Genomic DNA, 12968 nt, shown 5'->3' on the forward strand with positions numbered 1-12968 from the left:
ACCGGGCCCGGAGTTGATGACACCTGTCATCCCCGCCTCTGCCGGTTGTCAGCTCGACCGGTTATCAGCGGTACTACTGGCGCCCGCCCCCCGGCAGAGATCGTGATGGCATGACACAGACGACAGATCGGGCAGGCCCCGGTGCGACGGCATCCCCGGACACCCAGCTCGCCATCGCCGTGCACGACCTGCACGTGCGCTACGGCGACTTCGAGGCCGTGCGCGGCATCGACCTGGACGTGCGCCGTGGCGAGATCTTCGCGCTGCTCGGCACGAACGGTGCCGGGAAGACCACGACGCTGGAGGTGCTGGAGGGCTTCGGCACCCGCAGCGGAGGCACGGTCGCCGTGCTCGGCCTCGACCCGGCGACGGAACGGGCGGCGCTGCAGGTGCGCATGGGCGTCCAGCTCCAGGAGGGTGGGTTCGTCGAGGAGCTGACGGTGGGCGAGACGCTCGCGCTCTGGCAGCGGCTCGTCGACCGGCCGGACCGCCCGGAGCGGCTGCTGGAGCGCTTCGACCTGCGCGCACGCCGCGACGTCTCCGTCGGGAAGCTCTCCGGCGGGGAGAAGCGGCGGCTCGACCTGGCACTGGCGGTGTGGGGATCGCCGGAGCTGGTGATCCTCGACGAGCCCACCACCGGGCTCGACCCGGAGTCGCGCAGGCGCACGTGGGACGCCATCCAGGAGCTGCAGGAGGCCGGCCGCACCGTCGTCCTCACCACGCACTACCTGGAGGAGGCCGAGGCTCTCGCCGACCGGGTGGCGATCATGCACGAGGGCCGGGTCGCCGTCACCGGGACGCTGGCGGAGATCGTCGCCGCTCAGCCTGCCCGCTTCTCGGCCACGCTCCCGGCGGAGATCGCCGACCTCCCGGAGCTCAGGGGAACGACACAGCGCGACGGCGAGCGGGTGCAGGTCCGGACCGACGACCTGCAGGGGGACCTCACGACGTTCCTGAGCTGGGCAGCCGCTCGAGGGGTGCGGCTGCCCGACCTGCGGGCCGCACCTGCCTCGCTGGCCGACATCTACCACGCAGTGCGTACCGACCAGATGGAGGTGACGCGGCCATGACCGCGACGACGACGGCGGCCACGGTGACGCCGGTGGGGCGGGTGCTGGCCCTGGCCACGACCGAGGTCCTGCTCATCCTGCGCAACAAGACGGTGGCGGTGTCCTCGATCCTGCTGCCGGTAGGGCTGGGCGTGTTCTGGACGTTCCAGTTCAGCAGCTACGGCGACCCGGCACGGCAGGCCGTGAGCATCACGCTGCAGCTGGCCGTGGCACTGGCGATGGGGATCTACATCACGGCGACGCAGACCCTCGTGGCCCGGCGACAGGCCCGCGTGCTGAAACGGATGCGGACCAGCGGGCTGTCCGACCGCGGGCTGCTCATGGCCACGCTGGCGCCGAGTGTCGTCCTCGGTCTCCTCCAGCTGGCGGTGTTCGCGGTGGTGAACGTGGCGACCGGGGCACCGATGCCGATCGACCCGCTGCCGCTCGTGCTCGCGGTGCTGGGCGGCCTGGCCCTCGTCGTCACGGCGGCGCTGGCGACGAGCGTCGTCACGCCGACGCCGGAACGTTCGCAGATCACCACGCTGCCGTTGATGTTCGTGATCCTCGGCGTCGGCGTCGTGGCGTCGCTCGCACCTGCGGAGGGGTGGTGGCCCGCACTCATGCTGGCGCCGGGCGCCGCAGTCGGCGACCTGGCCCAGCTCGCCATGACGGGTGGCAGCTGGACGGCCGCCACAGCCGGGCTGCCGGCGATCCTGCCGGCACTCGTGGCCACCGTCGGCTGGCCGGTGCTGTTCGGGACGCTGGCCCTGCGCCGGTTCCGCTGGGACCCGCGGCACTGACGGCCGGGGAGGTCAGCGCCGGGTGTCGGCCCGGTGGAAGTTCAGGTGGGCCCGCGACGGCGTCGGCCCCCGCTGCCCCTGGTAGCGGGAGCCGACGCCGTCGCTGCCGTAGGGGCGCTCGGCGGGGCTCGACAGCCGGAACAGGCACAGCTGCCCGATCTTCATGCCCGGCCACAGGGTGATCGGCAGGTTCGCCACGTTGGACAGCTCGAGCGTGATGTGCCCGGTGAACCCGGGGTCGATGAAGCCGGCGGTGGAGTGGGTGAGCAGGCCCAGCCGCCCCAGGCTCGACTTGCCCTCCAGCCGCCCGGCCAGGTCGTCGGGCAGCGACACCGACTCGAAGGTGGAGCCCAGCACGAACTCGCCGGGGTGCAGCACGAAGGGCTCGTCGCCGTCGGGTTCGACGGGGGTCGTCAGCTCGTCCTGCTGCTGCGCCGGGTCGATGTGGGTGTAGCGGGAGTTCTGGAACACCCGGAAGAAACGGTCCAGCCGCACGTCGATGCTCGAGGGCTGGAGCATCGCTTCATCCCACGGGTCGAGCACGAGACGTCCGGCCTCGAGCTCCTTGCGCAGGTCACCGTCGGACAGCAGCACCAGGCCAGACTATCGGCGCCGCGTCAGACCTCGGTGTTGGTGGCCGGGTCGGTCATGGACGTGGGGAAGGTCGGGGAGAGCACCGGCGACGGGCACAGCCCGAACATCCATGCCACGGCCTGCTCGACCCGCGCGGCCTCGAGGCCGTCGGACGGCGGGGACGCCGGCTTCGGCGCGGCCCTGATGATCTGGCGGACCGTGGTCATGACGGCCGGGCTGAGGATGCTGCGGATCGAGTCGCCGGGCTCCGGGATGTGCGGTCCGTCGACGAGCACGGCGGGCGTGCCGAGGCCGGGAGCGTCGGTGACCAGCTCGGGGTCGTCCGAGACCAGCACGGCACTGGCCGCGATGAGCCAGACCAGCTCCGCGAGCGGCAGGTTGCGCACCACGGTGGCCCGGGGGTGGCCCAGCAGCGGGTAGGCGGCACCGTGGCTCGCCAGCTCGCCGTAGACGACGATCTCGATGTCGGGTTCGCGATCGAGCAGGTCGGGCAGACTGGCGAGGACGCCAAGCGAGTCGGGCCGGTCCAGCCCGACGAGCACCATCTGCGGACCGCCGGACCGCACCCGCCGGAGGAGCCGAGCGAAGCGGAGATCGGCCGGCCGGGGGTTGGCGGCCAGCGTGTCGCCCACCGAGATGGCGTTGGGCCCGACCGGGCTGCCCAGCGCGGCGTCGCCGGTGGTGGTGAGGAACAGCGACGCGAGCTGCCCGATGACGCGCCTGTTGGCCTCCTGCGGGAACGGGCAGAGCAGGTCGTCGCCCGCCACTCCCGCCTGCAGGTGCACGACCGGGATCTGCCGCCAGAATGCGACCTGGGCGGCCACCACGGCCGTCATGCCACCGCCGTAGACCATGACGGCGGAAGGGTCGAGATCGACGAGCAGCTCGTCGAGCCGCGTCATCAACAACGACGCGATCGCGGCCGGATGGGGACCGGGTGGCTCCCGCAACAGCTGCGTGACGTCGGCGGGCACTCCCAGCGACTCGAAGGCCTCGTGGACGGTCATCGGATCCGGACCGGTGGCGACGGTGAGAGCACGGATCCGGTCGGAGTCGGCGAACGCGGTGGCGACCGGGGCCAGTCGAGCGACCTCCGGGCGGCTCCCGGCGATCAGGAGCACGTCATGATCGTGATCCTGGGCAGGAAGCGAACCCAGGGGCTGGTCGAGCTCAGTCATGCTCGGGTCCTTCGCGGCCGGGGGAGCTGGCCTTACGGGGCTCCAGCAGTGTGAACCGGGTGTCTACCGGCCGTCGAGTCCCGATCTCACCAACCGGATCGTACGGGTGAGAACCACCCTGTTGGGTGTACAGGACTGGCCTTGCTCGTTACGGAGTGTGAGGTGCTAAGCTCCTTCATACACTCTGCGGATGTAGTTCAATGGTAGAACATCAGCTTCCCAAGCTGAATACGCGGGTTCGATTCCCGTCATCCGCTCCACATAGAAGGCCCAGGTCAGCGGCATTTCCCGCCGCGCTGGGCCTTCGTCGTGTCCGGGTCGCCGCGTGCGTCCGGAACGTCGTTGCCCGCGTGAGCCGAGGAGAACTCGTGACGGCGAAGCTGGACTTCAAGCGGGAACTGGCGTGCTACACGGCGAAGCGCAACTCTCCGCAGGTCACCCATGTGCCGGACCTGCAGTACCTCATGATCGACGGCCACGGCGACCCGAACACCCCCGTCTACGGGGACGCGGTCTCGGCCCTCTACCCGGTGGCCTACACGCTCAAGTTCGCCAGCAAGAAGATCCTCGACCGCGACTACGTCGTGATGCCGCTGGAGGGTCTGTGGTGGGCCGACGACATGGACACCTTCACCACCGCGCGGGACAAGACGCAGTGGGACTGGACTCTGATGATCATGGTTCCCGACTGGATCACGGCCGAGATGTTCACCGATGCCGTCGAGCAGGTCGGCCGCAAGGACCGACCGGCCCGACTCGACGACGTCCGCCTGGAGGCCCTGTCCGAGGGACGCTGCGTTCAGGCCCTGCACGTCGGGGCCTACGACGACGAGGCCGAACTGCTCCGGCACATGCACGAGGAGTTCGTCCCTGCCCAGGGCCTCAGAATGGTCGGGAAGCACCATGAGATCTACCTCAGCGATCCGCGGCGAGCCGAGCCGGCCAAGCTGCGCACGATCCTGCGACAGCCCGTAGCCGACGCGTGAGCCGTCAGATCTTCTGAGCGATCACGTAGCCCTGCGGCTGCGCCTCGTCAGGATCTGCCGGCCGGCCACCGGTGAAGACGACACGGAAGCCGGCGGCCTCCAGCCTCCCGGTGATCTCCTCGGTGGACAACCAGTAGATGTCGAACTCCACGCCGACGGTACGGCCGCCGCGTCTCAGCGAGTTGTCGCCTGCCTTGAAGGCGGTGGCGAAGAACCCGTTCGGCTCGATCACGCGGGCCAGCTCGCCGAACGCACGCGGGCGGGCGGCCGGGTGGAGATACATGAGCGAGTACCAGCTCACGACACCACCGAGCGAGGAGTCGGAGAACGGCAGATCACGCACATCAGCGACCTCGAAAGGGAAACCCGGGTAGTCACGACGTGCGATGCGGACCATTTCGGGCGACAGGTCGACCCCGTGCGGCTCCAGCCCGCGGCCGGCCACGAACGGCGCCAGGCGTCCCGATCCACAGCCGACGTCGCCGACTCTCCTGCTGCTTCCCGACTCCAGAACCAGGTCGCAGAACAAGCCCAGTACTGCTCGGTCGATCGGCATCCGGTCGAGCGCGTCGGCCAGTTTCTCCGCGTACAGTTCCGCGAGTTCGTCGTGGGCACGTCGAAGCTCGTCGGTACTGTCGTCCACGACAAGATCGTAGAGGGAGCATTTCCCGCCGGGATCAGTCCGGGAGCAGCGGGACCGAAAGGCCGGGTCCCGGCCGAGCAGCACGGCGCGGGTGACGGCCGCCGAACCGAAACGGTCGTGGACGGTGTCGAGCACCGCGTCGAGAGCGGTGCCCGCCTCCTCGTCGAACGGCAGCACCAGTTGCAGTGCGGCATCGTCGTCGAGGTTGGCGACCGCCACGCCGACGAGCGTGAGCCCCCGCTCATCGATCAGCGGCCTGGCCCGGGCCGCGAGCGCCCGCGCCGCGGTGAGGACCGCCTCGGTCGAGCAGGTCGGCTGGGGCAGGGTGTGGGAGCGCGAGACCCGCGAGTAGTCGCCGAACCGCAGCCGGAGCACGACGGTGCGCCCCACCCGGTCGGCGCCCCGCAACCGCCGGCAGATGCGGTCGACCAGCGCGACGACCACGGCGTCGACGGCCTCCGGAGTGCTCGGCGCCCGGCGGCTCATCGCCCGCTGGGACCCGATGGAGCGCCGGCGGCGGCCGGGCTGCACCGGCCGGGGGTCACGGTTGTGGGCGAGGGCGTGCAGATGCCGGCCCAGCGCCCCGCCGAGCAGGGAGACCAGGATCTTCTCAGGCAGTTCGGCGACCTCGCCGACCGTGCAGATCCCGTGCTCGTGCAGCTTGGCGGCCGTCACCTTGCCGACGCCCCAGAGCCGCTCCACCGCGAGCGGGTGGAGGAAGCCGAGCTCGTCGTCGGGCGGCACGACGAGCAGGCCGTCCGGCTTGGCCACCCCGCTCGCCACCTTCGCGAGGAACTTCGTCCGCGCCACCCCGACGGTGATCGGGAGCCCGACCCGTTCCAGCACCTCGGCGCGCAGCCGCGCCGCGATCCCGCTCGGCGGGCCGGCGATCCGGCGCAGCCCCGCGACGTCGAGGAACGCCTCGTCGATCGACAGGCCCTCCACCAGCGGTGTGGTGTTGCGGAACACCTCGAAGACCGCCTTGCTCGCGGCGGAGTAGGCGGACATCCGGGGCGGCACCACGATGGCCTGCGGACACAGCGACCGCGCCTGCGCGCCACCCATCGCCGTGACGACGCCGCAGGCCTTCGCCTCGTAGCTCGCGGCCAGCACGACACCGCCCCCGACGATCACCGGACGGCCGCGCAGCCGGCGGTCGTCGCGCTGCTCGACCGACGCGTAGAACGCGTCCAGGTCGGCATGCAGGATCGTCCCCTCGCCCGACACGAACATATGTTCGCATCGATCCGGTCACCGGGCATCGGAGTCACCCGATCAGCGGTCCGGCGTCATGCCTCAGAGCACCTGAGCCATCAACATGGTCGCGGGGCCGAATCCGGCCCGGGCGTAGAACGGCACGGAACGCTCGCTCGGCGACAGCACGACCCGAACGCAACCGATCTCCCGCGCGTGCCCCAGCAGCCGGTCGAGCAGTGCCGAACCGACACCGCGGTCGCGGAAACCCTCGAGGACGAAGGCGTTCGCCAGGTATCCCCACCGCGACGGGGTTCGCTCCGGACTCGGCATCCGCTCGAAGACCACCAGGTGCATCATCCCGATCAGCCGGTCGCCGGCATCGGCGAGGAAAGAGACCCGGCGGCCCGCCTCGCTCCGGATCCACTCCTCGAAGCGGGCGTCGAACCCGTCGTCGTGGCTCGGTCGCCCCAGCTGCTCGTCGCGGAGGGTTCTTCTGAGCCCGGCGATGCCCTCCGCGTCGTGCTGGTCCGCCACTCGAATCGCCACGCCGTCGATCATGACGTCATCGTGTCGCGGTGCGAGCCTCGCGCCACAGCGCATTTTCCACGTAGTGATTGTCGAAGCGCGCCTGCGACTCCCCGATCTCCCGCGGGTCGGCCTCCCCGCGGTGGACGCAGTCGAGCAGCCGGTAGTAGTCGAACCGGTCCATCCCCGGGGTGAAGACGAAGAGCACGTCCGCGTCCGCACCCGGGACGGCGCCGAAGGCGTGCGGCACGCGCGGCGGGACGAGCAGGACGTCGCCCTGGTCGAGGACGTGCAGTCGGTCCTCGACCAGCACCTGCAGGCTGCCGCCGAGCACGACGAACAGCTCGGACGCACGGGTGTGGAAGTGCGGTGGGGCGCCGTCGGCCCCCGCCCTGAAGGTCGACCTGTTGCAGGTGATCACCCCGCCGGTGGTGGCCGAGTCGGCGAGCAGGGCGATGGTCCCGCCGGGGTCAGCGGTGAGGGTCTCGGCGTCGGACGCCCGGACGAGCAGTGGTGTCGTGGTCGTGTTCATGACGTCGACGATCGCCCCGGGCGGGGCCCGGAACAACGACGTACACGCCCCGGAACGATAATCTGTAAGTTATGGAGCTCCGGGAGATCGAGATCTTCCTCGCGCTCGCCGAGGAGCTCCACTTCGGCCGCACGGCCGAGCGGCTGCACGTGTCCCAGGCCCGGATCAGCCAGACGATCAAGAAGCTGGAGCGCCAGGTGGGCGCCCCGCTCTTCGACCGGACGAGCCGCCGCGTGGCCCTCACCCGGATCGGCGCCGGGCTGCGGGACGATCTCGCGCCCGCCTACCGGCAGATCGTCGACGGCGTGGCCCGGGCGACGGACGCGGGCCGCGGGACGGGCGGCGTCCTGCGCCTCGGGTTCGAGGCGCCGGGGGTCGCCGACCTCGTCGCCGACGTGCTCGACGCGTACCGCTCCCAGCGTCCGGACGGCGACGTGCAGGTCCGGGAGGCCGACTTCCGCGACCCGTTCGGGCTGCTCCGCGGCGGTGAGGTGGATGCGATGGTCACACTGCTGCCCGTCACCGAACCGGATCTCACCGCCGGCCCCGTCGTCCTCACCGAACCGATGGTGTTGGCCGTGCCGATGCGGCACCCGTTCAGCCGGCTCGACTCCGTGACGCTCGACGACCTCGCCCGCGACACGGTGTTCCGCGCGGCCCGCCCCGCACCGCCCTACTGGGTGGAACCTCCCGAGCCGTGGACGACGCCGGCCGGCCATCCGGTGCGGCGCGGACGCGTCCTCACGACGTTCCAGGAGCTGCTCGCGGCGATCGCGGCCGGCGAGGGCATCTGCCCCCTCGCCGCGCACGCGAGACAGTACTTCGCACACCCGAGGATCACGTTCGTGCCGTTCCGGGACGCGCCACACGCCGAGTGGGGAGTCGTGTGGCGCCGGGCGGGCGAGACGGAACGCGTGCGCGAGCTCGCCCGCGTCATCCGGAGCCGAGCAGGCTGACGCGGCAGCCGCGTTCACGAGCGCGCCGCGTCGTACGCCTTCCTCAGGCGGACCGGGGCCCGTTCGCGCCACGCGTCCTCGACCAGCTCCGCCAGCTGCTGGAGTGACACCTTCTCCAGGTCGACGAGGATCGCGCCGTACCCGTCGTAGTGCGCCGTCGTGTAGAACGCGGGGTCGCCGGAGGCGAGCAGTGCCTCCTTCTCGTCAATCTGACACATCAGGACGAGCCCGCCCTCGGCCTCGACGCGGAGCCGCGCGAATCCCTTGCCCTTCACCTTCAGGGCCGGCGTCCCGTAGGAGGTCGACTGCTCCACCTCCGGCAGCCCGCTCGCGATCGCCACGACGTCGTCCCAGCTCGGCATGGAGCCATCGTGGCCTGCTCCGCGCCGCCCGTCATGGACGAATCGGAGGTCAACGAGCCCGGGGAGGCTGTAGCGGTGGGGCCTTCGCGATCACCACCGTGCCCGCGAGCGCCGCCGCCAGACCCACCGCCAGCACCCACTCCCAGCCGGGGCGCACCGGGTCGCCCAGCAGTTGGATGCCGACCATCCCCGGTACGAGCACCTCGGTCACCGTGAAGACCGCGGTGACCGCGCCGACCTCGCCACGGGACAGCGCGGCGGTGTAGCCGATCATCCCCACCAGCCAGAACCCGACCACCAGGTAGGTGGACGGCTGGCCGAGCAGCAGCGCCAGGTCGAACCCTTCCCCGGTCTGGACGTGCGCAGCCCGCACCGACAGTGCGGTGCCACCGAACCCCAGGCCCGACAACAGCGCGAGCGGCCAGGCGTGTTTGCCCTGCCGCAGGATCAGCACGGCGACAGCCAGCAGCAGCAGCGAGACGAGCAGGACGACGTCGACGCCACGCGGGCGGACCGGCGGCTGCTCGCTCCCCGCGCTGGCCGCCACCATGACCAGGCCGGCCAGGCACACCGCCACGGCGATCCGGTTCCTGACCGGCAACGGCACCCCGATCATCCGGGCGCTCACCACGGCGGTCAGGGCGATCGTCCCGCCGATGATGGCCTGCACCGCGAACACCGGCAGCACGCGCAATGCCAGTACCGCGCAGCCCCACGCCACGAAGTCCACCGAGACCCCGGCGATGTAGCGGGGCTGGATCGCGGCAGGTCGGGTACGGGTGGCACGACGCGCACCCGCGGCCTGCAGGAGGGCCCCGAAGCTGTTCAGGACCATCGCGACAGTCGCGAGCAGGATCCCGACCAGCACGATGTCAGCATGCCGCCCCGCGACGCGGGCCGCTCGTCCGACCCGCCGGGTTCAGGCGCCGGAGGGGGAAGGATGCGGTAACGACAGCCGCATCACCGGGAGCGGTCTGCCGAGCGGGGAGTCCGCCCAGCGGACCGTCACACCGCCCATCCGTTCGTAGAAGCCCATGGCGTACGGCTCGGCCTCCCATTCGAGGACGCGCCCACCGCGGGCCGTCGCACGGGCCACCGCATGCTCGAACAGCAGCCGTCCCGACCCGTGCCCGATCTCGGCGGGTTCGAGCCACAGGTCGTCGAGCACGACGAGCTCGCCACGGTGCAGCAGCGTGTAGAACCCGCGGACCTCGCCCGCCCGCTCGCCCACCTGCACGTCGTTGGCCGCCACCACCTCGGGCGTGAGTGCGAGCGTGCGGGCGAAGCGGGCGAGGAACTCCGCCGGGTAGGGCCAGTGTCCCTTGGCCCGGACGGCGAGCGCTGCCAGCGAGGCAGCCTCGTCCGGGCGGGCGGGCCGGATCAGCACCCGACCAGTGTCCCGCCCCACCCGGCGTCCCGCGTCAGCGGCTCACGCGGTCATCCCCGCTCGGCACGGGGGTGAAGAACCCGCTCATCAGCCCGCCCGCGACCACGGGCCGTGCGCGCTGCGCGCGGTGTTCGTGGAGCTTGCGACGCGCTCCCTCGGACACCCGCACGAACGCGAGCACCAGCACCGTTCCCAGAATCAGAGGTACCCCGACCAACAGCACGGGCCACCCGAAGGCCCCGTACGCGACGCCCAACGCCGCAATCTCCATGGCGATGACCGCCCCGCCCATCCGCAGCACTACAGATCTCCCTCTCCCCCGGCGCGCCACCGGCGCGCCATACGCACGTTCATCGCCGGAGCCTGCTCGGATGTGACGGGGTCGGGACGCAGCGACACGAGTGAAGCACGGCGGACGATCACTTCTGTTCGCCCGGAGGTACGCACTCCGGCCGGCGGCGTCCCGCAGAGCCCCGGGCGACGGGTCAGACGGTCGGCGAGGCAGCCGTCTGCGGTTGCGTGGACTGCACGGAAGGCGCGGCAGCGCCGCTCCCGGTGGGGCCGGCCGCGCCCGTGCCGCTCGCCGGCTGGCCTCCGGCCGGCGGGGTGCCGCCGCCGGTGTCCGCGGGGGTGCCGCTGCCCGGCGGCGTGGCGCCACCGCCACCCGCGGGGGTCTCGCCCGGGGTGCCACCCGCGGGCGGGGAGGTTGAACCGCCGCCCACAGGAGGGGTCACCGGGCCACCGGTCCCCGGGGTCGTGGTCTGGCTTCCACCCGTGCTGCTCGAGGGTGGGGGGTCGGTCGTGGTCTGCGCCGGCGGCGGCTCGGACGTCGGCCCGCCCAGCGGGGGATCGACCACCGCGGTCGTCGTCGGCGCGGAGCCACCGGCACTGGGCCGGGCGGGGGCGCGGACGGGGCCGCCACCGCTGCCGGGTGCGTTGTTCCCGTTGCCCGCCGAACCGCCGGAACCACTGCCGCCGTTACCCCCCGCATCCTCCCGGGGGGCACCCGTGTCGGGAGGGGGGACCACCGGCGAGTCGGGACCGGGTTCGGGTTCGGACGTGGCGACGGCATCGCTCGGCCGGTTGTTCGTGCCGATCTCCGCGGACGAGGGAGGGGTGGGCCACAGCATCACCGCGGCCCCGACCGCCGCGGCGGCCAGGAGCCCGCCGATCCCCACCAGCAACCCGACCTGCCGCTGCTCGGGAACCGGCTCGCGGTGGATCCACTCCGCCTGAGGCGCGGCCGACGGCGCCGGGCTGCCGGAGAGCAACGACGTGGCGGGCTCGTGCGACGCCGCGGGGTAGCCGGCGAACCTCCCGGACTGCGACGAGGCGCCCGCGGGGGTCAGGGCGGGCAGCGGCGGCCGGACCGGCGGGAACACGGCGGCACCGGCAGGGGTCCAGTGCTCGACCACCTCCGTGGCGCCGGTGACGGGGGGGATCACCACACCCGGCCACGACGCGGTCGGCTTCGGCGAGACCGCCAGCGCGGCACCCTTGGCAATGGCGTTCTTCGGGTCGGCGTCGACGGCCACGGGCCTGCCGAGCTGCTCGGACACGAGCTGCCCGACCAGCGGGATGCGCGACGAGCCGCCCACCAGCAGCACCGCCGTCAGCTCCTCGGGGATGAGGCCGGCCGAAGCGACCGCCCTGCGCAGCGCGGCGACCGTGTCCTCGATGTGGGGCCGGATCATCGCCTCGAACTCGCTGCGGTGCAGCCGCACCGAACCGCGGGAGGCGGGCATCAGCACCGGAATGGAGACGTCGGTGTCGCTGCTCAGCGCCTCCTTGGCCTCCGTGCACTCGCGCCGCACCCGGGCCACGGCGGCGAGCACCGCGGGGTCGGTGTCGTCCAGATCGACGGGGAAGGCCGCCGGCAGGCCCGACCTGACGTGCTCGAAGACGGCGTCGTCGAAGTCGATGCCGCCGAGCCGTTCGATCCCCTCGGGATGGCCGAGCAGCCCGAATCCGACGCCGGCCGCGTCGGCCGACAGGTCGCCCTTGCGGACGACCGCGGCGTCGAACGTGCCACCGCCCAGGTCGTAGACGGCGATCGCGGAGCCTGCGGGGATCCGCTCGGCCGCCGCGTAGTGCAGGGCGGCGGCCTGCGGCTCGGCCAGGAACGTGACGGTCAGGCCCTGGTCGGCGAGCGCCTCCGCGAGCAGGTCCTTCTTGTGCGTGCCCCATGACGCGGGGTGGGTGACGGCGATCCGGTCGGCCGGGCCGCCCTCCCGCTCCGCCACCCGGTCGACCACCCACCGGACCAGCAGGGCCGACAGCTCCTCCGGGGCCCACGCCCGCCCGGCCACCAGGATCGGCGTCGGGTCGCCGATCCGGCGCTTGAACTCGCGTATCACCCGATCCGGGTCGGTCAGAGCGCGGCGCTCGGCGGCCTCACCGACCACGACCGAGCCCTCGGGGGCCACGAACAGCACCGACGGGACGATGGAGCTGCGGGTGCCGAGGGTCACGACCTCCGGCTCGGCCCAGACCTGGCCAGGCGACCGGCACACGGCAGCTGAGGTATACGTCGTCCCCAGGTCGATACCGAGCTGGTAGCCCATCGAGTTCCCCTCAGCCGCCGATCCGGCCCCGACGCCGGGATCGGTCCCACTTCTAACGGCATCGCAGTATTGCGTACGTCCGTTAGCTCCCGAACGGGTCACGCAGGGGTGCGAGCCCGATCCCCTATGTGTTCCCCCGGGTCCCCCGACGGCTCGCCGCCCGATCCCCGAACGGGCGGTCGGCGAACCATG

At 72.0% G+C, this 12968-nt stretch carries 14 protein-coding genes, 1 tRNA gene and 1 pseudogene; 5 read left to right on the forward strand and 11 right to left on the reverse strand.

Translation table 11 applies throughout. From position 1 onward, the window contains the following. Nucleotides 1-110 precede the first annotated feature (110 nt). On the forward strand, nucleotides 111-1070 hold the full coding sequence (locus ACQPZA_RS36530; protein WP_433277092.1) for an ABC transporter ATP-binding protein: 960 nt from the start codon (nucleotides 111-113) through the stop codon (nucleotides 1068-1070). Then, nucleotides 1067-1852 (forward strand): ABC transporter permease, encoded by a 786-nt coding sequence (locus ACQPZA_RS36535; RefSeq protein WP_433277094.1) that lies wholly within the window; start codon nucleotides 1067-1069, stop codon nucleotides 1850-1852. The genes ACQPZA_RS36530 and ACQPZA_RS36535 overlap by 4 nt, the downstream gene beginning before the upstream one ends. Before the next feature lie 12 nt (nucleotides 1853-1864). Here ACQPZA_RS36535 and dcd read toward each other — a convergent pair whose 3' ends face one another. Further along, nucleotides 1865-2446, reverse strand: a complete 582-nt coding sequence (gene dcd, locus ACQPZA_RS36540) for a dCTP deaminase (protein WP_433277095.1) — start codon at nucleotides 2444-2446, stop codon at nucleotides 1865-1867. Between the two features lie 23 nt (nucleotides 2447-2469). Continuing rightward, complete coding sequence (locus tag ACQPZA_RS36545; RefSeq protein WP_433277097.1) at nucleotides 2470-3624, reverse strand: UDP-N-acetylglucosamine 2-epimerase; 1155 nt, start codon at nucleotides 3622-3624, stop codon at nucleotides 2470-2472. 186 nt (nucleotides 3625-3810) lie between these two features. Here ACQPZA_RS36545 and ACQPZA_RS36550 point away from each other — a divergent pair. Together ACQPZA_RS36550 and ACQPZA_RS36555 are read left to right on the forward strand one after the other, a co-directional pair. Next, nucleotides 3811-3884 (forward strand) — tRNA-Gly (locus tag ACQPZA_RS36550). A 108-nt stretch (nucleotides 3885-3992) separates the two neighbouring features. After that, on the forward strand, nucleotides 3993-4610 hold the full coding sequence (locus ACQPZA_RS36555; RefSeq protein ID WP_433277099.1) for a GyrI-like domain-containing protein: 618 nt from the start codon (nucleotides 3993-3995) through the stop codon (nucleotides 4608-4610). 4 nt (nucleotides 4611-4614) lie between these two features. Here the strand turns inward: ACQPZA_RS36555 and ACQPZA_RS36560 are convergent, their stop codons facing one another. The 4 genes and pseudogenes from ACQPZA_RS36560 to ACQPZA_RS36575 form a co-directional block, all read right to left on the reverse strand. Further along, nucleotides 4615-5166, reverse strand: coding sequence for a class I SAM-dependent DNA methyltransferase (locus ACQPZA_RS36560; RefSeq protein ID WP_433283132.1), 552 nt, complete (start codon nucleotides 5164-5166; stop codon nucleotides 4615-4617). Between the two features lie 121 nt (nucleotides 5167-5287). Further along, nucleotides 5288-6486, reverse strand: a pseudogene (gene dinB, locus ACQPZA_RS36565) (DNA polymerase IV). A 63-nt stretch (nucleotides 6487-6549) separates the two neighbouring features. Further along, complete coding sequence (locus ACQPZA_RS36570; RefSeq protein ID WP_433277101.1) at nucleotides 6550-7008, reverse strand: GNAT family N-acetyltransferase; 459 nt, start codon at nucleotides 7006-7008, stop codon at nucleotides 6550-6552. A gap of 4 nt (nucleotides 7009-7012) precedes the next feature. Next, nucleotides 7013-7507, reverse strand: a complete 495-nt coding sequence (locus ACQPZA_RS36575) for a cupin domain-containing protein (RefSeq protein WP_433277103.1) — start codon at nucleotides 7505-7507, stop codon at nucleotides 7013-7015. Nucleotides 7508-7578: 71 nt separating this feature from the next. Between ACQPZA_RS36575 and ACQPZA_RS36580 the strand changes: the two genes are divergently transcribed. Further along, complete coding sequence (locus ACQPZA_RS36580) at nucleotides 7579-8463, forward strand: LysR family transcriptional regulator (RefSeq protein WP_433277105.1); 885 nt, start codon at nucleotides 7579-7581, stop codon at nucleotides 8461-8463. Between the two features lie 14 nt (nucleotides 8464-8477). Here the strand turns inward: ACQPZA_RS36580 and ACQPZA_RS36585 are convergent, their stop codons facing one another. From ACQPZA_RS36585 to ACQPZA_RS36605, 5 genes are all read right to left on the reverse strand, one after another. Further along, complete coding sequence (locus ACQPZA_RS36585) at nucleotides 8478-8825, reverse strand: MmcQ/YjbR family DNA-binding protein (protein ID WP_433277107.1); 348 nt, start codon at nucleotides 8823-8825, stop codon at nucleotides 8478-8480. Between the two features lie 49 nt (nucleotides 8826-8874). Then, on the reverse strand, nucleotides 8875-9693 hold the full coding sequence (locus tag ACQPZA_RS36590) for a hypothetical protein (RefSeq protein WP_169399783.1): 819 nt from the start codon (nucleotides 9691-9693) through the stop codon (nucleotides 8875-8877). Nucleotides 9694-9744: 51 nt separating this feature from the next. Next, nucleotides 9745-10212: a GNAT family N-acetyltransferase gene (locus tag ACQPZA_RS36595; RefSeq protein ID WP_169399782.1), complete on the reverse strand. Its 468-nt coding sequence runs from the start codon at nucleotides 10210-10212 to the stop codon at nucleotides 9745-9747. Nucleotides 10213-10246: 34 nt separating this feature from the next. Continuing rightward, nucleotides 10247-10513 (reverse strand): hypothetical protein, encoded by a 267-nt coding sequence (locus tag ACQPZA_RS36600; RefSeq protein ID WP_169399781.1) that lies wholly within the window; start codon nucleotides 10511-10513, stop codon nucleotides 10247-10249. A 184-nt stretch (nucleotides 10514-10697) separates the two neighbouring features. Next, entirely contained in the window at nucleotides 10698-12776 is a 2079-nt protein-coding gene (locus ACQPZA_RS36605) for an Hsp70 family protein (protein ID WP_433277109.1), read from the reverse strand. Between the last annotated feature and the right edge of the window lie 192 nt (nucleotides 12777-12968).

The organism is Pseudonocardia xinjiangensis, from assembly GCF_050948425.1.
GTDB lineage: Bacteria > Actinomycetota > Actinomycetes > Mycobacteriales > Pseudonocardiaceae > Pseudonocardia > Pseudonocardia xinjiangensis.